Source organism: Bradyrhizobium sp. McL0616, assembly GCF_049993385.1.
Lineage (GTDB): Bacteria > Pseudomonadota > Alphaproteobacteria > Rhizobiales > Xanthobacteraceae > Bradyrhizobium.
This window is the reverse complement of the sequence record NZ_CP188255.1, coordinates 8093293-8115153: the sequence shown is the minus strand read 5'-3', so window position 1 is coordinate 8115153 and position 21861 is coordinate 8093293. Positions and strand designations below refer to the sequence as shown.

The 21861-nt window shown below is 63.6% G+C and carries 25 protein-coding genes; 11 read left to right on the top strand and 14 right to left on the bottom strand.

The window, feature by feature from the left end:
* Positions 1-36 precede the first annotated feature (36 nt).
* From ACPPVR_RS39200 to ACPPVR_RS39180, 5 genes are all read left to right on the top strand, one after another.
* Positions 37-1650, top strand: a complete 1614-nt coding sequence (locus ACPPVR_RS39200; protein ID WP_426611820.1) for an acyl-CoA synthetase — start codon at positions 37-39, stop codon at positions 1648-1650.
* Positions 1651-1664: 14 nt separating this feature from the next.
* Positions 1665-2672, top strand: coding sequence for a zinc-dependent alcohol dehydrogenase family protein (locus ACPPVR_RS39195; protein ID WP_426611819.1), 1008 nt, complete (start codon positions 1665-1667; stop codon positions 2670-2672).
* A gap of 168 nt (positions 2673-2840) precedes the next feature.
* Positions 2841-3644: an MBL fold metallo-hydrolase gene (locus ACPPVR_RS39190; RefSeq protein WP_426611818.1), complete on the top strand. Its 804-nt coding sequence runs from the start codon at positions 2841-2843 to the stop codon at positions 3642-3644.
* Positions 3645-3796: 152 nt separating this feature from the next.
* Positions 3797-4810 carry an alpha/beta fold hydrolase gene (locus ACPPVR_RS39185; RefSeq protein ID WP_426611817.1) on the top strand — a complete coding sequence of 338 codons (1014 nt, stop codon included), beginning with the start codon at positions 3797-3799 and terminating at the stop codon, positions 4808-4810.
* An 11-nt stretch (positions 4811-4821) separates the two neighbouring features.
* A complete protein-coding gene (locus ACPPVR_RS39180; RefSeq protein ID WP_426611816.1) occupies positions 4822-5769 on the top strand; it encodes a fatty acid desaturase in 948 nt (315 codons plus the stop codon).
* A 71-nt stretch (positions 5770-5840) separates the two neighbouring features.
* Here ACPPVR_RS39180 and ACPPVR_RS39175 read toward each other — a convergent pair whose 3' ends face one another.
* Together ACPPVR_RS39175 and ACPPVR_RS39170 are read right to left on the bottom strand one after the other, a co-directional pair.
* Positions 5841-6077 (bottom strand): hypothetical protein, encoded by a 237-nt coding sequence (locus ACPPVR_RS39175; protein WP_426611815.1) that lies wholly within the window; start codon positions 6075-6077, stop codon positions 5841-5843.
* Between the two features lie 136 nt (positions 6078-6213).
* A complete protein-coding gene (locus ACPPVR_RS39170; protein WP_426611814.1) occupies positions 6214-7218 on the bottom strand; it encodes a helix-turn-helix transcriptional regulator in 1005 nt (334 codons plus the stop codon).
* A gap of 84 nt (positions 7219-7302) precedes the next feature.
* On the opposite strand from ACPPVR_RS39170, the gene ACPPVR_RS39165 reads away from it, so the two are divergent.
* Together ACPPVR_RS39165 and ACPPVR_RS39160 are read left to right on the top strand one after the other, a co-directional pair.
* Positions 7303-7947, top strand: coding sequence for a glutathione S-transferase family protein (locus tag ACPPVR_RS39165; RefSeq protein WP_426616277.1), 645 nt, complete (start codon positions 7303-7305; stop codon positions 7945-7947).
* 17 nt (positions 7948-7964) lie between these two features.
* Positions 7965-8399, top strand: coding sequence for a DUF6157 family protein (locus tag ACPPVR_RS39160; protein ID WP_426611813.1), 435 nt, complete (start codon positions 7965-7967; stop codon positions 8397-8399).
* On the opposite strand, the gene ACPPVR_RS39155 is transcribed toward ACPPVR_RS39160, so the two are convergent.
* From ACPPVR_RS39155 to ACPPVR_RS39140, 4 genes are all read right to left on the bottom strand, one after another.
* Positions 8400-9185, bottom strand: a complete 786-nt coding sequence (locus tag ACPPVR_RS39155; RefSeq protein ID WP_426611812.1) for an enoyl-CoA hydratase/isomerase family protein — start codon at positions 9183-9185, stop codon at positions 8400-8402.
* 12 nt (positions 9186-9197) lie between these two features.
* Positions 9198-10307, bottom strand: a complete 1110-nt coding sequence (locus ACPPVR_RS39150) for a cyclic nucleotide-gated ion channel (protein WP_426611811.1) — start codon at positions 10305-10307, stop codon at positions 9198-9200.
* Between the two features lie 142 nt (positions 10308-10449).
* Positions 10450-10668, bottom strand: a complete 219-nt coding sequence (locus ACPPVR_RS39145) for a hypothetical protein (protein ID WP_426611810.1) — start codon at positions 10666-10668, stop codon at positions 10450-10452.
* Between the two features lie 115 nt (positions 10669-10783).
* Entirely contained in the window at positions 10784-12229 is a 1446-nt protein-coding gene (locus ACPPVR_RS39140) for a TAXI family TRAP transporter solute-binding subunit (RefSeq protein WP_426611809.1), read from the bottom strand.
* Between the two features lie 406 nt (positions 12230-12635).
* Between ACPPVR_RS39140 and ACPPVR_RS39135 the strand changes: the two genes are divergently transcribed.
* Both ACPPVR_RS39135 and ACPPVR_RS39130 read left to right on the top strand, forming a co-directional pair.
* On the top strand, positions 12636-12983 hold the full coding sequence (locus tag ACPPVR_RS39135) for a DUF3307 domain-containing protein (protein ID WP_045005783.1): 348 nt from the start codon (positions 12636-12638) through the stop codon (positions 12981-12983).
* A gap of 302 nt (positions 12984-13285) precedes the next feature.
* A complete protein-coding gene (locus tag ACPPVR_RS39130) occupies positions 13286-13684 on the top strand; it encodes a hypothetical protein (protein WP_426611808.1) in 399 nt (132 codons plus the stop codon).
* On the opposite strand, the gene ACPPVR_RS39125 is transcribed toward ACPPVR_RS39130, so the two are convergent.
* Both ACPPVR_RS39125 and ACPPVR_RS39120 read right to left on the bottom strand, forming a co-directional pair.
* A complete protein-coding gene (locus ACPPVR_RS39125; RefSeq protein ID WP_426611807.1) occupies positions 13681-14004 on the bottom strand; it encodes a YkgJ family cysteine cluster protein in 324 nt (107 codons plus the stop codon). The two genes, ACPPVR_RS39130 and ACPPVR_RS39125, sit on opposite strands and share 4 nt — an antisense overlap.
* A 5-nt stretch (positions 14005-14009) precedes the next feature.
* Positions 14010-14708 (bottom strand): helix-turn-helix transcriptional regulator, encoded by a 699-nt coding sequence (locus tag ACPPVR_RS39120; protein WP_426611806.1) that lies wholly within the window; start codon positions 14706-14708, stop codon positions 14010-14012.
* Positions 14709-14822: 114 nt separating this feature from the next.
* On the opposite strand from ACPPVR_RS39120, the gene ACPPVR_RS39115 reads away from it, so the two are divergent.
* On the top strand, positions 14823-15158 hold the full coding sequence (locus ACPPVR_RS39115; protein ID WP_426611805.1) for a hypothetical protein: 336 nt from the start codon (positions 14823-14825) through the stop codon (positions 15156-15158).
* A gap of 37 nt (positions 15159-15195) precedes the next feature.
* Entirely contained in the window at positions 15196-15924 is a 729-nt protein-coding gene (locus ACPPVR_RS39110; protein WP_426611804.1) for a glutathione S-transferase family protein, read from the top strand.
* Positions 15925-16001: 77 nt separating this feature from the next.
* On the opposite strand, the gene ACPPVR_RS39105 is transcribed toward ACPPVR_RS39110, so the two are convergent.
* The 6 genes from ACPPVR_RS39105 to ACPPVR_RS39080 form a co-directional block, all read right to left on the bottom strand.
* The gene (locus tag ACPPVR_RS39105) at positions 16002-17153 is read right to left on the bottom strand and encodes an ABC transporter substrate-binding protein (RefSeq protein WP_426611803.1); all 1152 of its coding nucleotides are present in this window, start codon (positions 17151-17153) and stop codon (positions 16002-16004) included.
* Positions 17154-17242: 89 nt separating this feature from the next.
* Positions 17243-17662, bottom strand: a complete 420-nt coding sequence (locus ACPPVR_RS39100) for an acyl-CoA thioesterase (RefSeq protein ID WP_426611802.1) — start codon at positions 17660-17662, stop codon at positions 17243-17245.
* A gap of 25 nt (positions 17663-17687) precedes the next feature.
* Entirely contained in the window at positions 17688-18449 is a 762-nt protein-coding gene (locus tag ACPPVR_RS39095) for an SDR family NAD(P)-dependent oxidoreductase (RefSeq protein ID WP_426611801.1), read from the bottom strand.
* A 25-nt stretch (positions 18450-18474) separates the two neighbouring features.
* A complete protein-coding gene (locus ACPPVR_RS39090; RefSeq protein WP_426611800.1) occupies positions 18475-20358 on the bottom strand; it encodes a feruloyl-CoA synthase in 1884 nt (627 codons plus the stop codon).
* Positions 20355-21164, bottom strand: a complete 810-nt coding sequence (locus ACPPVR_RS39085; RefSeq protein ID WP_426611799.1) for a crotonase/enoyl-CoA hydratase family protein — start codon at positions 21162-21164, stop codon at positions 20355-20357. The genes ACPPVR_RS39090 and ACPPVR_RS39085 overlap by 4 nt, the downstream gene beginning before the upstream one ends.
* A 235-nt stretch (positions 21165-21399) precedes the next feature.
* Complete coding sequence (locus tag ACPPVR_RS39080) at positions 21400-21861, bottom strand: DUF3237 domain-containing protein (protein WP_426611798.1); 462 nt, start codon at positions 21859-21861, stop codon at positions 21400-21402.

Sequence of the window (21861 nt, the reverse complement as noted above, 5' to 3'; positions counted from 1 at the left end):
GGAGCTTGCATAAGTTACGAGTCCAGGGGAACGGAAATGTCGAGTGACACCACAGCCACCATTTCGAAAGCGCGTGAGCATTCCATCGGCGATCTCCTGCGCCGTTCGGCCGGCCGCGAGCCGAGCAAGCTCGCGGTGAGCTGCGGCAGTGTGAGCTGGACGTTTGCCGAGATGGACGCGATCTGCAACCGCCTGGGCCGCGGTCTGCTCGGTCTCGGCGTCAAGAAGGGCGACCGTCTTGCGGTGCTCTCGCGCAATTCGCACGCCTTTGCCGCGCTGCGTTTCGCGGTGGCGCGGATCGGCGCGGTGCTGGTACCGATCAACTTCATGCTCAATCCGGACGAAATTAATTTCATCCTGAAGAGCTCGGGTGCAAAACTGCTCGCGGCCGGTCCCGATTTCGTCGAGTCCGCGCGGGCCGCAAGCGCCAAGGATTGCGCTGTCGAGAAGATGATCTGGCTGCCAGGCGAGGAACCCGCTACGGCTCCCGCTGGCCTGACCACTTTCGACGATCTCTTGCATACGGACAGCTCGTTTCTGGAAGCCTCCGTTGACAGCCGCGATCTCGCCCAGATCGTCTACACCAGCGGCACGGAATCGCTGCCCAAGGGCGCGATGCTGACCCATGAGGCCGTGATGTGGCAGTATGTCAGCTGCATCATCGACGGCGGCATGAGCGTGGATGACAAATTCCTGCACGCGCTGCCGCTCTATCACTGCGCCCAGCTCGACGTGTTCCTGGGGCCGCAAATCTATCTCGGCGCCTCCGGCGTGATCACGGGCAAGCCGACCGCCGACAATATCCTGGCGCTGATCCAGGCCCACAAGATCACCTCGTTCTTCGCGCCGCCGACGATCTGGATCGCGATGCTGCGCTCGCCGAACTTCGACAAGACCGATCTGTCGAGCTTGCAGAAGGGCTACTACGGCGCGTCGATCATGCCGGTGGAGGTGTTGCTCGAACTCCAGCGCCGCCTGCCCAATGTCAAGTTCTGGAATTTCTACGGCCAGACCGAGATTGCGCCGCTTGCGACCGTGCTGCGCCCCGAGGATCAGCTCCGCAAGGCCGGATCGGCCGGCAAGCCCGTGCTCAATGTCGAGACGCGCGTCGTCAATACGGCGATGGAGGACGTCAAGGTCGGCGAAGTCGGCGAGATCGTGCACCGCTCGCCGCATCTGTTGTCCGGCTATTACAATGATCCCGTGAAAACCGCGGCTGCCTTCTCCGGTGGCTGGTTTCACTCTGGCGATCTCGCCACGGTCGATGATGAGGGCCACATCACCGTGGTCGACCGCGTCAAGGACATGATCAAGACCGGTGGCGAGAATGTCGCGAGCCGGGAGGTCGAGGAGATGGTCTATCGCATCCCCGGGGTCTCCGAGGTTGCCGTCGTCGGCCTGCCCGATCCGCGCTGGATCGAGGCGGTCACCGCGATCGTCGTGATCAAGACCGGCGAGAAGCTTGACGAAGAGTCCGTCATCAAGCACTGCGCCGGCCAGATGGCGCATTTCAAGGTGCCCAAGCGGGTCATCTTCGTCGACAGCCTGCCGAAGAACCCGAGCGGCAAGTTGCTCAAGCGCGAACTGCGCCAGCGCTTCGTCGGCGGCGAGACGCTCGACAAGGCGATCCAGAAGAACTTCGGCACCTGAGACGGAGCGTCGCCATGAAAGGCTGGCAGGTTGCACACGACTGGTCGATCGAGGGGATGGAGCTGGCCGATCTGCCGGAGCCGACGCCTGGCCCGGGCCAGGTCGCGGTGCGGATGCGCGCAGCGTCGCTGAACTATCGCGATCTGCTCACAATACAAGGCAAGGGCGGCGTGTCCAGACTGCCGCTCATTCCGTTCTCAGACGGTGCGGGCGAGGTGATCACCGTCGGCGGTGGCGTCACGCGGATTGCCGCGGGCGATCGCGTCTGTCCGATGTTCTTCCAGTCATGGATCGACGGGAAGGTCTCGGCGACCAGCCGTCGCTTTGCGCTCGGCGGCACGCGGCCGGGCGTGTTGCAGGAGGTAATGCTGCTCGACGCCGAGGGTGTCAGCCGTATTCCCCCGCATCTGTCATTCCAGGAAGCGGCGACGCTGCCTTGCGCCGGGCTCACCGCCTGGCGCGCGCTGTTCGAGGAGGCCAGGGTAAAGCCCGGCGACACCGTACTGGTGCAGGGCACTGGCGGCGTGTCGATCTTCGCGCTGCAATTCGCAAAGCTCGCGGGAGCGAGTGTGATCGTGACCTCTTCGAGCGACGAGAAGCTCGAACGCGCCCGCGCGCTCGGCGCCGATCACACCATCAACTATCGTTCGATTCCTGAGTGGGGCAAGGCGGCTTCGGAATGGTCCGGTGGCGGTGTCGACCACGTCGTCGAGGTTGGCGGCAAGGACACGTTTGCGCAGTCGCTGGAAGCGGCGCGGGTCGGCGGCACCATTCTCGTGATCGGCGTGCTTACCGGCTTTTCGCAACAGATCGCGATCCCGAGCCTGTTTTCCAAGAACCTGCACGTCATCGGCCTTTCCGTCGGCAGCCGCCGCATGTTCGAAGGTATGGCGGCTGCGATCGGGCGCAACGCGATGAAGCCGGTGGTCGATCGCGTGTTCGGCTTCGATGCCGTGCCCGACGCGCTACGGCTGATGCAGCAGGGCGGACATTTCGGCAAGATCGTGGTGGAGTTTGCGTAGCAAGTGCAGGCCTCGGAATGGTACACAGCTGTCAGCACCCGTCATTGCAAGCGCAGCGAAGCAATCCAGTCTCTCTCCGCGGAACAAGCCTGGATTGCTTCGTCGCGACACCTCCTTGCAATGACAGTGTTCAACCGATGTACGCGATCCGCTCACGGAGCATAAGTCATGCCCCTCTGGACCTGCGAAACCTGCGGCGCGCAATTCCCGGACAGTGATAAGCCGCCGGCATGCTGTCCGATCTGCGAGGACGAACGGCAGTTCGTCGGCTGGAAGGGACAAGCCTTCCTCACACGCGAGGCGCTAGCGGAGAAACATCGCCTGGACTGGCGCGACGATCTTGGTCTGACCGGAATCGCGCTCGAGCCGAACTTTGCTATCGGCCAGCGCGCGTTATTGGTGCCGCTGGATGATGGTTACCTCATGTGGGATTGCATACCGCTGGCAACGCCGGAGGCGGTCGCGCATGTCCGCTCGCTGGGCGGTCTCAAGGCGATCGCGATCTCGCATCCGCATTATTATGGCGCGCTCGCGGACTGGAGCGAGGCCTTCGGCGGCATTCCAGTCTACCTGCATGCGGATGATCGCGAGTGGGTGACGCGGCCCTGTTCATCGATCGTACACTGGACCGGAGATCGCCATCGCATCTCCGACGACGTACTGCTCCTGCGCACCGGCGGCCACTTCGCCGGCGCCACCATGTTGCATTATGCGTCCGGAGCGGACGGCAAGGGGGCTCTGCTCACCGGCGACATCGCACAGGTGACGATGGATCGGCGCTTCGTCAGCTTCATGTATTCCTATCCGAACTACATGCCGCTCAACGCAGCCGCGGTGAGAAGGATTGCAGCTGCCGTGGAGCCGCTCGCCTTCGAGCGTATCTACGGCGCCTGGTGGGGCCGCAACATCGCTGCCGGCGCCAAGGCAGCGTTCGCGGCATCCGTGGAGCGGTATATCGCGGCCATCGCCTGAGCCGGTCCGATTTTCCTTGCTCATTTTAATTAACTGTACTATTTGTACACATATCAATCGCGGACGCAACGATGCGTTTGCTGGTTCGGCATGATCGATGCATCGTCGAACCGGCGGCGCGTTCTGCGGCCGCGTAAGCGGGAGCCGGGCGGATGCCAGAGCGCGATTATGAGATCTTTGAAGCGGGCGACGTTACGCTTCAATCGGGCGCCGTCTTCCCTGCGCTGAAGCTCGCCTACAAGACCTTCGGCCGGCTTAATCCAGCCAAGGACAACGTCATCCTCTACCCGACCTCGTTCAGCGCGCAGCACTACGACACCGAGTGGCTGATCCAGCCCGGCGGCGTGCTCGATCCCGAGCGCTACTTCATCGTCATCCCGAACCTGTTCGGCAACGGCTTGTCATCCTCGCCGTCGCATTCCGCTGCGCCGTTCCCGCAAGTCACTTATCACGATGCCATCGCGATCCAGCATCGGTTGCTGACCGAGCGCTTCGGTATCTCAAAGCTCGCGCTGGTTTATGGCTGGTCGATGGGCGGTATGCAGACCTATCACTGGGCGGCTCTTCACCCCGACATGGTCGAGCGCGCCGCTGTGGTTTGCGGCAGCGCGCGCTGCGCGCCGTACAATTACGTCTTCCTCGAAAGCGTGAAAGCCGCGCTCACCACCGATCCCGCCTTCCGCGACGGCCGCTTCGTCGAAAAGCCCGTCGCGGGTTTTCGCGCGATGGGACGTATCTATGCCGGCTGGGCGATGTCGCACGGCTTTTATCGCGATGAAATCTGGCGCGAGGCTGGCTTCACCTCGCTCGAAGATTATCTCGTCCGCGCCTGGGATACGACCTTCGCCCGGCGCGACGCCAACGATCTGCTGGCGCAAATCGGCATCTGGCAGTCTGGTGACATCAGCCGCTGTGCTGCCTTCAGTGGCGATTTCGATCGCGCGCTGGGGGCGATCAAGGCGCATATGCTGCTGATGCCGGGCGCCACCGATCGCTATTTTGACGTCCGCGACAACGAGGACGAGCTCGGCCGCGTGGTCAACGCAAAATCCGCGGTGCTGCGTCCGATCCCGTCGGTTCACGGCCATCGTGCCGGCAATCCCGTCAACAATCCGCGCGACCACGCCTTCCTCAAGGCGGAGGTCGCTGCCCTCCTCAGCAAGTGAGCCATGCGACCATGACTGAGGCGACCATTTCAGAGCCCGCCCATCGCCTGAAGCCGCTGACACCGGCGATGCTGCGCGAATTGTCGGCCCGGTCGAACCTGAGGGGTGCCGCGCAAACCCTCGGTCATTACGGCGTGATCATGCTGGTGGGCGCGCTGATCTGGAAAGTCTCTTCGAACTACGGTGTGCTCTGGGCCCTGCCGCTGATGGCGGTGCAGGGCTATCTCGTCGCCTTCCTGTTCATGGCGGTGCACGAGACCGCGCACAAGACGGCGTTTAAAAGCCGCGGCCTCAATCTCGCCGTCGGCTATCTCTCGGCCTTCATCATCGGCTTGCCTTACGAATATTACTGCCTGTTTCACTGGGACCATCACCGCTACACCCAGGATCCCGACAAGGACCCGGAGCTGATCGTCGGCGTGAAGCCGACATCCGACACGCAGCTCGCGATCGCCTATAGTGGCCTGCTTCAGGTTGCCGGCCGGCTCTGGCTGATGCTCGGTCATGCCGTCGCCGGCAAGGTCAGCGTGCCCTGGATCCCCGAGACCAAGCGCGCCACCATCGTGGCCGAGGCGCGCGTCTATGTGGCGCTCTATGCGCCACTACTCGCGCTGTCGCTGTGGTTCGCCTCGGCGCTGCTGCTCTGGGTCTGGATCGTGCCGCTGATCATCGGGCAATTCTTCCTGCGGCCCTATCTCTATGCCGAGCACACCGGCTGCGAGCACACCCGCAGCGCCTTCGAAAACACCCGCACCACCTATACCGGCACGGTCGTCAAATGGATTGCGTGGAACATGCCCTATCACGTCGAGCACCACGCCTATCCCTCGATCCCGTTTCACGCGCTGCCGAAACTGAACGGCATCGTCGACGGCGAGATCGTCCATCGGGGCCGTGGCTACATCGCGACCACACGCGAGACCTGGGACTGGTTTCGCCGGCAGCGGCAGGCAAGCTAATTGCTGAACGCAAAGTCCCGATCGCGCTGCGATCGGGGCTTTGTCGTGAACGTTTTCTTGGACGCCAGATGTCAGTAGATCCCGTAGCCGCAGACATTCACGACGCGCACGCGTACGCCGTGGCGGGTCGGGACGGCGCGCTCCTGGTAGCAGTTGCTGACGCCGGTGTTGACGTAGAGCCCGCCATAACCGAAGCCCCAGCCGGGACCCCAGTGGTGGAAGCCGTGGGCCGAGGCGGCGGTGGGTGCGAGAGCGGCAACGCCGAGCGAGCCGGCAGCAATCAGACCAAGAGCAAGCTTACGAAACATATTCATTCTCCAGTGTGGCGCCGGGCCGTTGTTGTGTCCCTGCATCTCGGTCGAGCCGAAGCGCGAACGCGTTCATGGCCCGATCGGAGAATCGTGTTTCAGGATTGTTTCGTAGGACGCGCGCGATGGGCCGCGATCAGGCTTTTCGCGCCGTGCACTTTGCACCCTGCGACGATGCGCGATAGCGCGTAGCCATCGCCTGGGTCAACTCCGCCATCTTCTCGCGGAGATCGGCAGGCTCCAGCACGTCGGCCTCGGGCCCGAGCCGCAACAATTCGGCCGCGGCATGCCACGACGTCTTGCCGGTCGGCACGCGGGCTATGCGCCAGCCGTCGGCGTCGGCAGTCTCATCAATCCGCGTGCGCGCCCTGACGTAAGGCTGGCTCAGCGCGTCCAGCAGTTTGACGCCGAGCGGGGACAGCCGGACGATCGCGACATTGGGATGCATCTCGGCTTCGAGCCGAAGCGTCGCGGACTGCCAATAGGCGGCAAGGTCGAAATCGGCGGGACGGTCGAAGTGGTCGTCGAGCGCGATGCAGTCGAGCACGCGCGCGACGCGGTAGGTGCGCACGCTGCCGTCGACGAGCCCTGCGAGATACCAGCTGCCGCCCTTCAGCACGAGGCCCAGCGGGGCGACACGGCGCTGCTTCTCCGCGCGCCAGCTCTGGTAGCGGATCTTGATCAGCGTCCCCCGCAAGGCCGCGCCGGCAATGGCACGCAGGTGCTTTGGGTCTTCCGCCTCGCCAAACCAGCCCGGCGCGTCCAGGTAAAAGCGCTCCTGCATCCGGCTGGCGTCCGCGCGCAGATTGGCAGGCAGCGCCGCCATCAGCTTGTTCTGTGCGGCAATCATCGCCGCATCCAGCCCGAGCGCCGCAGCCGGGCCCGGCAGCCCGGTGAGGAACAGCGCCTCCGCCTCACCCTGCGACAAGCCGTTCAGCCGCACCCGGTAGCCATCGAGCAGGCGATAACCGCCCTCGGCGCCGCGGTCGGCATAGACGGGCACGCCGGATGCCGCGAGCGCGTCGATGTCGCGATAGATCGTGCGCACCGACACGTCGCAGGCTTCCGCAAGCTCAGGCGCGGTGACCTGCCCCCGCGCCTGAAGGGTGGTGAGGATCGACAGCATCCGGCTCGCGCGCATGCTTCCTTAAACCATACCTGACACAGGATGTCAGGTATGGTGGTCTACATTGCACCATCGCCAGCCGGCCAGATGGAGACCGCCATGACCGATCCGAACCGCATCACGCTGTATTATTCGCCGCAAAGCCGTGCCACCGGCACGCGGGTGCTGCTGGAGGAGCTTGGCGCTTCCTACGATCTCCATATCCTCAACATGAAGGCCGGAGAGCAGCGGCAGCCGGCCTATCTCGCCGTCAACCCGCTCGGCAAGGTGCCGGCGATCCGCGACCGCGAGGCGCTCGTGACCGAGCAGGTCGCCATTTACATCTATCTCGCAGACCTGTTCCCGCAGGCAGGGCTCGCGCCCGCGCTGAGCGATCCGCTGCGCGGTCCCTATTTGCGCTGGACCGCCTACTACGGCTCCTCGTTCGAGCCAGCCCTGATCGACAAGTTCATGCAGCGCGAGCCTGCGCCGATCATGCAGTCGCCCTATGCCGATTACGATACCATGCTGGGCGCGCTCGAGGCGCAGCTCTCAAAGGGGCCGTATCTGCTCGGCGAGCGGATGACGGCCGCCGACATCCTGTGGGGTGTCGCGTTCAGCTGGACGATGATGTTCGGTATCGTGCCGAAGAAAGACGTGTTCGTCCGTTACTCCGAGCGGATCACGTCGCGGCCTGCGTTCCAGCGGATCAATGCCGCCGACGATGAGATGGCGGCGCAGCATGCCGCTGCGGCCGGTGGTTGAATGATCCAGGGTTGCAGATGACGAAGCCGATGCACACGACCAATTGCTTCAACACCTTCATCCGGGTTGCCGAAGACTGTCCCGCGCGTACTGGCGAGGAGCCGCCGCTGCGCGCGGGAAAGCCGACGGTGGCTTGCCTGCAATACGGGATGATCGCCAAGGCACCCTACAAATATACGTCCGACGACGTGATCTTCGCGACGTCTGCGCCGGGACGCGAGCTCGATGTGAAGGCGACGAAAACGGAGAAGCATGCAGCCCGTGAAGCGTTCTTCTCTCGGGGGCAGGCGTGCATGAGGGCGTCGAGCTTGAGCAAGCGCTTCGGCTGGGGCGTTCATGCCGACCGTGAGGGCCGGATCGCAATCTACGCCATCGACAGCAAACGCTACCAGGCGCTCCTCCGCGATCCCAAGCTCACACAGGTGCGCGCGATGCGGTCGAAGCGGGCGTGATCAGAATTTTGGTGCTCGCTTCTCCGCGAACGCCTTGATGCCTTCCTTGATCTCGTCGCCGCTCATGCTGTCGCGGTGGCGCTGGTCTGCGGCTTGCTCGTCGAGTTCGCCGCGGGCGAATTCGTTGATGGCGCGCTTCATGCCGCGCATCGCGTTCGGCGCGTTGCCGGCAAGAATGTTGGCGAGCTTGTCGACCTCCTCGTCCAGAAATTCCACCGCGACCATGGCGGTGAGATAGCCGATGCGCAGCATCTCCGGCGCGCTGATCTTCTGCGCGGTCAGGAACAGCTTCTTCGCGTTGTCGACACCGAGCCGGGTCACGTAGCGTTTGATGCCGCTCCTGTAGTAGTGCAGCCCGAGGCGCGCCGCCGGCATGAACATCTCGGCGGTGTCGACTCCGATGCGGAAGTCGCAGGCGAGCGCGAGATCGGTCGAGCCACCATAGACGCCGCCGTTGAGCCGGCAGATCGTCGGCACGCCGAGATCCTCGAGGCGATTGACGACCACTTCGAAGGCCGAGCCCGCGCTCTGCTGCTCGTTGGCGCTCACCGCGCGCTCGGCTACCGAGTTGAGATCATAACCGGCGGAGAAGGCGCGCCCAGTGCCGGTCAGCACCAGCACGCGGATCGCTGGATCGGCCTCGATCCGGTCGAACAGCTTGACGAGTTCGCCGAGATCTTCGGCCTGGAGCCGGTTGAGATGCTTGGGCCGGTTGAGGCGGATGGTGGCGCGTGCGCCGGCGATTTCGAGCACGGGCGGGCTTGCCGCGTCGGCTAGATCCGACATTCTTGTCTCCATTTACTTGTTTTCGAGCGTACGCCGCTTGGCCTCGGCGTCGATAGTCTCGGCGAGATCGGGGTGCCGTGCCATCAGCACGCGGAAATCGACGAGATCGAGCACGAGGAGCCGTGAGACCTTCGTGGTCGAGACGTTGGCGCCGCGCATGTTGTTGCCGAGCAGCGCCATCTCGCCGAAGAAAGCGCCGTCCCCTAGCTGGACCTTCTTGCCGGGCAGGTCGACCTCGACCTCGCCGGCCGCGATGAAATACATGCAGTCGCCCTGCGCACCCTTGCGGATGATCATGGTGCGCGCCGGCAGCTCCATGGTGCGCAGCATGTGGGTGACGTCGGCGATAGCCGCAGGTCCGAGCGCTGCGAAGAACGGCACCTTGCTGACGGATTCCCAAGTCTTGAGGAAATTGTCGCGCCGGGTCTCGGCCGCAAACCCCGTCGCCAGAATACCGGTCCAGAGGCCGAACACGCCGAGACCGGAGATCATCACCAGCGCTGCCACCATGCGACCCGCCGGCGTCACCGGCACGGCATCGCCATAGCCCGTCGTCGTCAGCGTTACAACGGCCCACCACAGCGCGGCCGGGACGCTGCCAAAGGTCTGCGGCTGCACGTCCCGCTCGAGAAAATATTCGGCGACGGAGGCGAGGAAGACCACCATCAGGAAGATCACGAGCACGCTGAGCAGCGGGCCCGATTCCAGCACCAGCACGCGGCGAAGCTGGCGCAGGCCGGGAATGCCCGGCACCACCTTCAAGACCCAGAGCACGCTGAGCAGCCAGGCCGTCTTCGGCTCGGCGCCGAGTATCAGCGCGACCGGCACGGCCAGCGCCCCGACCGCATCGACCAGCCCGGCGGAGGAGGACATGTAGAGCGCCAGCCGCTGCTGCCGCGCCATGTGGCGCAGCCGGACCAGCCATTCGAACACGAAATAGACGAGGCAGGCCCACAGCAGCAGATCGACCCAGCGATGCGCGGTTTCGTAGGCGGGATCGACCGTCAGCAGCACCATGCTGAGCACGCCGACGGTCACCGCTACATAGGCGGCTTTGGTCATGTTGCGGCCGGCCGTGGCGGCCACGAACTGGGCCAGAGCGGGAATCATCGGCTTGGACATGCAGAAAGGCGGCCCGGTCTTGAGATCGGTCTTTAAGGTCCCGGATGGGACTTGCGCGCCAAAGTGCATGCCCGGGCGGAGGCCGTCAACGACAGGCGCCGGCCTTCGGTGCGGGTGGTTGATTTCGAGGCGGGTTCAGCCGTTACTTGAAATGGGGCGGCTCGTCATAGCCGCGGCGGCTGCTCAAGAATAGCAGCGTCATCAAACCGATGCCGACGGCAACGGAGAATCCCGCTCCCAGCGCCAGCGCCACGTAACCTTCCGTCGGGATCGGCTCGCCCACGATCGACATGGCCGAATAAGCGAAGTAGCCAACCGCAACCAGCATTCCCAGCAAGATGATGAGAAGGAGCATACGCATGGTGCGTTCTCGGATTGTACCGGGAACCAACCATTGTAACCCGAGACGGTTCCCAGAGACGTGATTCGTCGAAAACCCCGGCCAGACTCGATTTCAAATCCTCCGAATCGATAGGTCAGGCACTCTGAGCCGTCTTCACCACCACGACATTGGTGTCGTCGTCCGGGACAGGGGTGGCCTCGCGGGCGGCCTTGTCGGTCTCGCCGGCGTGCCGCTTCAGGTAGCCTCGGCGCATCCCGATCTCGTCGCGCACGAATTCATAGCCGAGCTTGAAGGTATCGAGCCCGTCGGTGCTGATGGTGCCGTCCCTGAGGCCGATGACCGCGCCGCGCAAAATGCTCTCGAGCTCGTCCTGGAGACATTCGAGCTGATCCAGCGAATGAGCGTGCTCGATGCGTTCGCCGATATCGAGGATGGCGGTGGCGAGTTCGCTGGCCTTCTCCGGCGCGACCCGGGTGATCTTGGCGTAGATCGCGGCAAAGATCGAGCCGATGACGCTGAGCGCGCCGGCGCCCAGGTACATCAGGTCGCTGTACTTGTCCATGAACGACTTGGTGTCGTCGTTGATGTAGTCGGCCGCCCCCTGATGCGCCATCACGAAGGCGTCCTTCTCGACGGAGGCCGGTTCGATGTGGGTCGCGAAGCCGCTGTCGAGCCCAAGGGCGGACTTGTTCTCGTAGACGATGCGCGCGAGGTCGCCGGCGGTGGTCGCCGACATCTTGGATTGTGCGACCAGCAGCCATTCGAGCCCGATCGTGTCGAGATCGTCATCGGGAATCTCGGGCGAAGCCGACAGCGTGCCCGCCGTCAGGGTCTCGTCGGATATGCCGGGGAATTTGCGCGCCAGCGCCTTGGCTTCGTCGATCGCGTTCAGCGTGAAGCCGCCGCGTTTTGCGACCTGCTCATAGGCCTTGTCCCGCACGGCCTTCGAAGCGTGAACGATGGCGATCACCGCGCCAAAGCCGCTGGCCGGCGCAAACAGCTTGTCGAGGGTCGCGCCCTGCGGCGCCATCTGGATCTTGGCGGCGTCGGGACCGTCGGGAATGTCGAGGATGCTGCGGACGAAGGCGAGCGAGGACTCGTTTTCGGCGACGACTGCGACCTTCTTCTTTTTCAGTTCGGCCAGCGACTTGATCTTCTTGTTGCCGGGACCGAGCAGGAGGACGAGATCGTGCTCCAGGATCGCGAGCGTGCGCGCCCGCGCAGGCACCTTGGCGTCGGTGCGCAGGACTGCGAGATCTGCCTGCTTGCGGTCAAACTGCGTGATCGCTTTCGTGTTGTCGGGGGTGTTGACGACCTTGACCCGGAAGCGCGAGGCGTTGTTCTTCAGCACCGCGGCGAGCTTGGTCGCGAACAGGGCCTCGTCGCTGTTGGGGGCGCCGACGGCAAAGATCAGCGTCTCCGAATTGTGCAACATGGCACGGCCGGCCCAGACGGTGGCAAGCGACAGCAGCAGGGTCAGCACGACGTAGAGCAGGACCTGCTGCTGATTGGTCTTGATCACCTTGGGGCGCCGGGGCGGCGGAAGCTCGGTCGACGAGGGCGGGCCTTCAGCACTCATGGCAGCACTCTGGCCTAATTCCTGACATCGCGGGCGGCACGGAATTGCCGGCTGCACGCGCTCGAAAATTCGTAAGCGTCTGAAAAAAGAAAGATATTCCTCTACCTGGGGATGATAGCGCTCCGGCGATAGAATGCAAATTCCGCGCCGAAGGTAACCTTACCCAACTCATCCGCGGCGATCTGTCGTCCTATCACCGTTTAGCCACAGTTGGTGATTTTCCGGTTCCCCCCGGCTGCATTCCGCCTCGGGAGATGTCATAAATCATCGGTCCCGATGATCTGACGGGGCCAAGAAGAAGTTGCGCTGAACGCTCCATTTTTTTTCTTTTGAGTCAACGAGGGCGTCAGCTTTGTCGTTTCCACCCATGTCATCGGCGATTCCGGTCGAAGCGCTCATTGGCTGGATGTTGCTGCTCACCTTCAAGCACATCATCGCCGATTTCGTTTTGCAGACGGCCTGGATGGCGCAAGGCAAGGACCAGAAGCACGGCTGGGCTTTGCCGCTTCTGGTGCATTGCCTGATTCACCTTGCAGTTGCGCTGCCGCTGATCCTGATCGTCGCGCCGCGGTTCTGGTTCGTGGCGCTGATTGATTTCGCAATCCACATCACGATCGACCGCGCCAAAGGACTGGTGTCGGCCAATTTCGGCGTTAACCAGGAGCACCCCTGGTTCTGGACCCTGATCGGCGTCGACCAGGCGCTTCATCACCTCACCGGCTTCGGCCTCTCCATCTTCATGGCGGCGAACTGAGGCGGTCAGCCCTCGGCGGCTGCTCGGCCTCATGGTTCTCGCGGCGATGCGAAGCATCGTCCGTTAGACGCGCCGAAGGCGACGCTCCTCACCATGAGGATCGACAACCCCGCCACAACCTCAGGCCTCATCCTGAGGGCCCGCCCTGGGCGGGTGTCTCGAAGGATGGCCACGGGGAAAGTGCCTGCCCCGCCCCACTGATTCGAGCCATAGGCGCAAGGACCCCGGGTGACTACCGCCCAGGGTGGTTAACCTTTCATTAGAGAATTGCGCTGCATCTTCGGCATCGAGGGAGAACTGCAATGTTTTCAAGCCGCGACGCCTATGAAAGCGATTTCTGCCCGGTCCGCGACGAGCTCCTTGGCGAAATGTACCGCGCCAGCGAGAGCGGCCTGCCGAGGCTGGTTGAGAGTGTTTCCCCTGACGCGCGCGCCATGCTGGCGCTGTTCTGCTATCGCCGCAGCCATCTGCATTCGCTGGCGGTCGCGATCGCGGCCAGCTGTAGCGAGCGCGATCTGATCGAGAACGGCGGCCGTGTCGGCTCGACGCTCTACGCGCTGTCGCGCGAGGGCCCAGCCAAAGCGTCACCGTCACTGTCAGCCGGCCGCAAGCCGATCACGCTGTCGACCAAGCCGCTCTCGGTGCTCGCACCGCTCGAGGACGAGATCGACGACGAGATCACGGAAGCCGTTCCTGCTTAAATTGGTTCGATCGCTGGCAGCTTGAACTTCCGCCGCGCCATCGCGCATTCGGCGTCGCCCGGCATGCAGGTGCGACACACCTCCGGCCGCACCTCATAGATGCCGCAAGCGGTCTCTTTCCCGATCTCTCCACGCAGTGCTGAACAGCGATCGCCCTCGCAGCGCATGCCGGATTGCCGTTCGTTGACGAGCGCCTCCGGGATCAACGCAAGCTCATCGTCGCTCTCGATCGAGAAACGCGGCCAGTTCGCCGAATAGCCGCAGCAGGCGCCGCAACTCTGGCAGAGGCTTGAAAGGCCGATCGCGGGCGTCTGATCCATCGTCGTCACGTGTCCTTTGGCGGGCCCCAGACCAGGCTCTGCCGCCATTTCGCGCGCAGCACGTCGCGCCGCTCCGGATATCTCTCGTCGAGATAAGTCGCGTCCACCACGCGGTCGGTACGGAAGCTGCGGAAGTCGCTGCGCAGCTCGCACCAGGCCGCGAGCAGGCGCACCGCTTCGAGATAGCCGACCGAAATCGGCCAGATCATGCGTTCGCTGGGGCGGTCATGCTCGTCGCGATAGCGCAGCAGGATCTTCTTGCCCTCGTGGATGTGCGTGCGCGTGCGCGCCATGTCCAGGCGATCCGGCTCCCTGTTCCAGCTCGGCCGCGCGCGGCTTGCGGGCTCAAGCACGAAGGGGCGCAGGCGCTCCGGGACGGTGTCGGCGATCTTGGCCATCAAATCTTCAGCCGCACGCGCCAGAGCGGAATCGGCATGGCCGGCGACCCATTGCGCGCCCAGCACCGCCGCCTCGATCTCATCGGGTGTCAGCATGAGCGGCGGCAGGTCAAAACCCTTCTCCAGAATGTAGCCCATGCCGGCTTCGCCGCGGATCGGCACGCGCTGGCCCATCAGCGTCGCGATGTCGCGATAGATGGTGCGCTTCGAGGTCTCGAGCTCGGCCGCGATCGCATCCGCCGTCAGCGGCTTACGCGTGCGCCTCAGCACCTGGATGATCTGAAACAGCCGGTCCGCGCGTCTCATGACAATTCTCTTATCGGTGATCAATTTTGAAAAACGGCGCGCGGCTGCTGACAGGATGTTGGCAGCAGGGGAGTTCTATACCGGGACAACACATCGATTGAAGAGGGTTTGTCCATGATCATTCCAACCCATTTCGGCCCGGCTGGTCCGTTGTGGCGGGCCGAGGCTTTCAAGGTCCTGGTTTGCAAGGTCTTGGTTTTCAAGGTCTTGGCTTTCAACGTCCAGGCCTTCAACGTCAAGGCTTGGCGGGCCCGGGCGTTCAGCCGTCTCGTATCCCCTGATCTCATGGCCGTCGACCTTCGCGTTGCATTCGCAAGCGTGGTGACGCGCTCGCTGGTCCAGGCCGCGGACGCGCTGGTCCGCCACTTTATGGGCCGCGCCTGGCGAGGGGCCCGTTTCGCAAAGGATATCACGACTGCTGCCACCATGGTGGCAGCAGTCGGCAGGTAAGTTCCGTCAACTCTTTCGGTCGTCCAGGAGAGCTTTCATGATCACGCTTTACGGCTTTGGCACCGGCTTCGGCCTGCCGGAAATCAGCCCCTTCGTCACCAAGACGGAGGTGCAGCTCAAGATGGCGGGACTGCCCTACCGGAAAGAGCGCGCCATGCCGCCGGCCTCGCCGAAGGGGCAGCTACCCTTCATCGACGATGGCGGCGAGGCGGTGGCCGATTCTACCTTCATTCGCGCCCATATCGAACGGCGCTACGGCTTTGACTTCGACGCCGGGCTCTCGTTGCAGGAGCGCGCGCAGGCCTGGGCGTTCGAGCGCATGATCGAGCATCACGTCTATTGGTCGCTGGTCGGCGCGCGCTGGGTCGACGCCGTCAATTTCGCCAAGGGGCCCGCGCATTTCTTTGATGGTGCGCCGGAGCATAACCGCGAGAAGCTGCGCGAAGACGCGCAATTCCGTGTCGCCGAGAACTATCTGCTCTCCGGCCTCGGCCGCCATGGGCCCGATGACGACGTCGATCTCGCCGTGCGCTCGCTGTTTGCGCTCTCGGTGCAGCTGGGCGACAAGTCCTACCTGATGGGCAACAGACCCAGTGGCGTCGATGCGACCGCGTTCGGCGCGCTTGCCGGGATTCTGACGCCGTTCTTCGAATCCCGTTTGCGCGAGCGAGCTGAAGGATTTCCGAACCTCACCGCCTATGTCGACCGCATGATGGATGCGTATTATCCGGAGTTCGCCTGGATGCCGCAGCGGCAGGCGGCCTGAAGCCACTCAGGCGGATCGCAAAAGCAAAGAGCCGGCCCATTGGGCCGGCTCTCGTTGTCTCAGAACTGTCGGCGCGCTTACTTTGCGAGCGTGTATTTGCCGTTCTTCACCGTGAGCAGGATGCGCGAGCGGTCGTCGAGGCCGTAGCGGTCCTTTTCGGTGAAATTGTAGACGCCCTGGCTCGCCGCGATTTCCCGTTCCGACAGCAGCGCCTGGCGAATCGCCTCGCGGAATTCCGGCGTGCCGGGCTTTGCCGTCTTCAACGCCGTCGGGATGACGCGTTTGAGGATCTCGAAGGCATCGTAGGAATGGCCGGCGAACTGGCTGCGGCTGTTCGGGCCGTATTTGCCTTCATAGGCCGTGTTGAGCGCGAGGCCCGGCTTCTTGGTCGCGGCCTCGTCCGGCTGATCCTCGGGGTCCATCACCGGGCCCGATGCCATCAGCACGCCTTCCGCCGCCTTGCCGGCGATGCGGATGAAATCCATGCTGGCCGCGCCATGGGTCTGGTAGATCAGGCCCTGATAGCCGCGCTCGCGCAGTTCGGTCTGCGGCAGCGCGGCCGCGGTGCCGGAAGCACCGACCAGGATCGCGTCGGGATTGGCGGCAACGAGCTTCAGAACCTGGCCGGTTACCGACGTGTCGGGCCGGGCGAAGCGTTCTTCGTCGGCCAAAGTCATCCCCATCGGCACGCCCTGGGCCTTGAAGTCGTTGAACCAGAGATCGCCATAGGAGTCGGAATAGCCGATATAGCCGACTGTCTTCACACCCTTCGACTTCATGTGCTCGTAGAGCACCTTGCCCATGATCGGAATCGGCTGCGGCATCGCCACCGACCACTTCATGCGTTCCGGCGTGATCGGAAACGGCGCCAGGCCGAAATGCGGAATGCCGGCTTCGTTGGCGACGTTGGAGACTGCGATCGTCGGGGGTGTCAGCGCCGAGCCCATGATGATGTCGGCCTTGGATTCGGTGACGAATCGGCGGGCGTTGGTGGTCGCGGTGGTGGGGTCGCCGCCGTCGTCGAGCACGATCACCTTCAGCGGCACGCCACCGATCTCCTTCGGCACGAACTCCAGCGCGTTGCGCTCGGGAATGCCGAGGGCTGCGCCCGGGCCGGTCGTGGTGGTGGTGATGCCGATGGTGATTTCAGCGGTCTGGGCCAGAGCGGGCAGGGCCGGCAGCGCCAGCGCAGCGGCTGCGATGGCGGCGGTCAGGTAAAAGCGTTTCATTTATTCCTCCCTTATGTGTTTCTTTGAAAGCAGAAATCCGGGGCGAATTCAGCCCCGTCTTTTGGCGATGTGGCGATTTAGCTCCAAATTTAACTCCCTGTGAATTTCGCTACCATTTCCGCCGGAAACGGTGCCGATTTCAGCTTGTCGGGGTTAACGGGATCGCGGCCGACCAGGACGCGGGTCTCAAAACCCTCGATCGCCAGCGACTCGCCCTTGTAGACGCTGTGCTTCACCTCGAAGCTCGAGCGCTTGATGCTCTCGATCTTGGTTTCGATGGTGATCCAGTCGCCATAGGTCGAGGGGATGTAGAACTTGGACCGCGTGTCGACCATGGGGATCCCCACCAGGCCGTATTTGCGGACCAGGTCCTGCTTGGAGAACCCGGCGACCTCGAACAGGGTCGACGTCGAATCGTCGAACATCGCGAAATAGCGCGGGTAGTAGACGATATTTGCGGGGTCGCAATCGCCCCACTGGATCTGAACGTCGCGCCGGTTCACGAACATGCGGTGCTCGCCTTACTCTACGAAGTTACTTGGGCGCCATGCGCAGCGAGCCGTCGAGGCGCACCACTTCGCCGTTGAGGTAAGAGTTCTCGACCATGTGCAGGGCCAGCGCGGCGAACTCGTCGGCGTGGCCGAGCCGGCGCGGGAAGGGGATGGCGGCAGCGAGCGAATCCTGGGCTTCCTGCGGCAGGTTGGCGAGCAGGGGCGTAAGGAACAGGCCGGGTGCAATGGTGAGCACACGGACGCCGAATTGCGCCAGCTCGCGCGCGATCGGCAGCGTCATGCCGACGATGCCGCCCTTGGAGGCCGAATAGGCCGATTGGCCGATCTGGCCATCATAGGCTGCAACCGAGGCCGTGTTGATGATGACGCCGCGCTCGCCGGTCGCCTGCGGCTCCAGCTTGGACATCTCGGTTGCGGCGAGACGCAACATGTTGAAGGTGCCGATCAGATTGACCTTGATGACCTTGTCGAAATCGGCAAGCGCCATCGGTCCGTCGCGGCCGACCACGCGTTTTGCGACGCCAATGCCGGCGCAATTGACCAGCACGCGTGCCGGGCCATGGGCCTTGGTCGCCTGCGCGATTGCAGCTTCGGCGGAGGCGGCGTCGGAGACGTCGCAGGTCACGGCCACGCCCTTGATCTCAGCGGCAACGGTCTCCGCGAGCTTGGAATTAAGGTCGAACACCGCGATCTTGGCGCCCTGCGCCGCCAGCTTTCGCGCGGTGGCGGCGCCGAGTCCCGATGCACCGCCGGTGACGATGGCTGCCTGATCCTTCAACAACATGGCGTTCTCCTTTGGCGATGATTTCTTAACCGACCGATATCACACGGTCCGATGGATTGGCAGCATAGAGCTCGTCGATCAGCGCGCTGCGATGCTCCAGCACCGCGCGCTGGTTGATCGAGCCCTTGTCGGTGACCTCGCCCTTGTCGATCGAGAGCGGCGTATCCACGAGGATTGCGCGCGTGATCCGCGTCGAGGAGCCGGTGGCCGAGGCCAGGAAGTGCGTCAGGCGCTCGCGAAAAGCCTCGCGCACCAGCCGGTCGCGCGCGGTGACGGTGAGATTGTCGGCCGGCAGCGTGGGATTGATCAGGCGGCAGCCGTCGAGATCGAGCAGCACCAGCGCGGAGACCTCGTCGCGGTTGATGCCGGCGATGACGACGTCGCGCACCAGCGGCGCACAGGCGGCTACGAAGCGCGCACGCAGCGGACCGACGCTGACCCAGGTGCCGCTGCCGAGCTTGAAATCCTCACCGATGCGGCCGTCGAAATCGAAGCCGGCATTGAGATCATCGGGATCGGCGGGCTTGAGCGCGTCACCGAGCTTGTAAAAGCCCTCTTCGTCGAAAGACTTTGCGGTGATCTCGGGCTGGCGCCAGTAGCCGGGCATCACGTTCGGCCCCTTGCAGCGCACTTCCATCTTGCCGTTGTTCGGCACGAGCTTGGCGTCATTGCCCGACACGGGAAGTCCGACATGGCCGGAGCGGCTGGTGCGCGGGTTGACCGACATGAAGAACGGCGCGGTCTCGGTGGCTCCCAAGCCAGTCAGCATCGGCACGCGATAGCCCTTCTCCTTCACCGCGAGCTCGTCGAGACTGTTCCAGACGAAGGGCGACAGCGCTGCGCCCGAGAAGAACATCGCGTGCAGCCGGTCGAAGAACTTTGCGCGAAGCCCCTGGTCGTCGCGCAGATAAGGCAGCAGCGATTCGTAGCCCTTGGGCACGTTGAAATAGACCGTCGGCGAAATCTCCTGGAGATTGCGCACGGTCTCCTCGATGCCGCCGGGCATCGGCTTGCCGGCGTCCAGATACATCGAGCCGCCATTGTAGAGCGTCAGCCCGATATTGTGATTGCCGCCAAAGGTGTGGTTCCAGGGCAGCCAGTCGATGATGACCGGCGGTTCGTCCTTGAGGAAGGCGAGCGTCTCGCGCAGCATCACCTGATTGGCGCAGATCATGCGCTGGGTGTTGATGACGGCCTTGGGATTGCCGGTCGAGCCCGACGTCAGCAGGAATTTCGCGATCGTGTCGGGACCGATTTTGCCGTGGACGTTGTCGAGATCGCTGCGGATTGGCGTCGCCATCAGGTCGGCGAGCAACGTGACATCGCGGCCCGGCACGCTGCCGTAGGACGCGGCGATCTCGGTGCCGAGCGAGACGTTGGCTGACAGTGCATCCGCGAATCTGTCGGCGTCCTCGGCGAAGACGAGGCCGGGCGTCAAGAGCTTCATCAGATAGGACAGTTTGCCGTAATCCTTCGACACCAGCGAATAAGCCGGTGACACCGGACAGAACGGAATGCCGGCATAGAACGCGCCGAAGGCTATGAGCGCATGGTCGATCGAATTGCCGGAGAGGATCACGACCGGCCGCTCTGCCGACAGGCCGCGCTGGATCAGTGCGGAGGCGATATGCCGGCTCGCGGTGAGCAGCTCGGCATAGGTGATCTTGCGCCAGCCGCGGCCGCCTTCGCGCTCGGCCATGAAGACGCGGTCGGGTGTGGTCTTCGCCCAATGATGCAGGCGGTCGGTGATGCGGGCGGGATAGTCGCCGAGCGGCTGCTTGGGCCGCAGGTAAATCGTGCCGTCGTCGCGACGATCAATATCGATGACGGGATCGCCGAACGAGATCGGTCGCAGCGGGGAAGTGCTCGCGCCGCGCTCTGTGCTGGACGAGGACGGCTGTGCGCTCATGACTTCGGCTTTACCTTGGCGGTCTTGTGCTCGAGGAATTCGCGGATCCTGCGCTTTGCTTCCTTGTCGCTCTGCGCCACCGTCGCCATCAGCGATTCCATCAAGAGGCCGGTCTGCGGATTGGCCTCCGCGATCATCGGCAGTGCCTGGAGCACGGCGAAATTCGTCAGCGGCGCGTTGGAGGCGATCTTGGTCGCAAGCTCCACCGCCTTGGCGAGGCCGTTGCCGGCCTCCGTCACATATTGCGCAAAGCCGTAGGAGGCACCCTCGGTCGCGGAATAGACCCGCCCCGTCAGCATCATGTCCATCATTCGCGCGACGCCGATCAGCCGCGGCAGCCGCACCGAGCCGCCGCCACCGACGAAGATGCCGCGTTGCCCCTCGGGCAGCGCAAAATAGGTCGAGGGTTCCGCGACGCGGATATGCGCGGAGCAGGCGAGCTCCAGCCCGCCGCCAATTACTGCGCCCTTGAGCGCGGCGATCACGGGCACGCGGCTGTACTGGATGCGGTCGAACACCCGGTGCCACATTTGAGAATGGAGGAGGCCGCCGGTGGCGTCGTGGTCCTGGAGTTCGGACAGGTCGAGGCCGGAGGAGAAGTGATCGCCGATGCCGTGGATGACTACCGCGCCGATGTCCTCGGGCAGGGACGCAAAGCATTCGCCGATGTCCAGGATGATGCCGTCATTGAGCGCATTGCGCTTGGCTGGCCGGTTCAGACCCACGGTCAAAACCCGGTCCACCCGCTCGATGCTCAATAGCCCGGAGGCGCCCGCGTCAGCGGTCTCGGCGTTTCCCTGTGTCATTTGCGTCCTTATCAGAATAGTTATGTTGTATAACGAATTTGGAAGGAGTCAATATGGGAAGGGGCAGGATATAGCCCCAGTGGGCACGGAACTGTCAGGGGACGAGGAGTGCGTTGTAACGCGCTTTTGTCGCCATATCCTCCGTCATTGCGAGCCAAGCGAAGCAATCCAGTGTCCCTCCGAGGAGACAGACTGGATTGCTTCGCTTCGCTCGCAATGACAGGGGCTGCCGCCCTCACACCACCTGATGCACGTCGATCACCACGCGGTCAGCATGCCGCGCGGCTGAGCCCACAAAAATGTGCTCCATCAGCCAGCGATACTTTTCGTGTCCGGTCTCGAATCTTGGCACGGTGCGGAAATAGATCAGCTTCGGGTCGACCGGCTCGCCGCGCTTGAGCTTTTGCAACAGCTCGACGGGGCCGAACCGCATGCCCTTGTTCTCGACATAGACGGTGGCGCCGTCGTCGGTCTCGAAGGCGTATTTGGCTTCGAGGTCGATCAGCTCGTTGGGACGAATGGTCTGGAAGTCGGCGCCGAACGGCAGCACCTTGCCGGTGATCGCGCCTTTCACCTCGCCGCCGATGATCGGAATGATGCGGCGGACGCCGATGCCGGTCTCGCCGGCGGTGACGACGTCGCCGATCTTCGCGGTGATGCTGAAGACGTATTTTGTTTCGAGCGTCGGTGTGGTCAT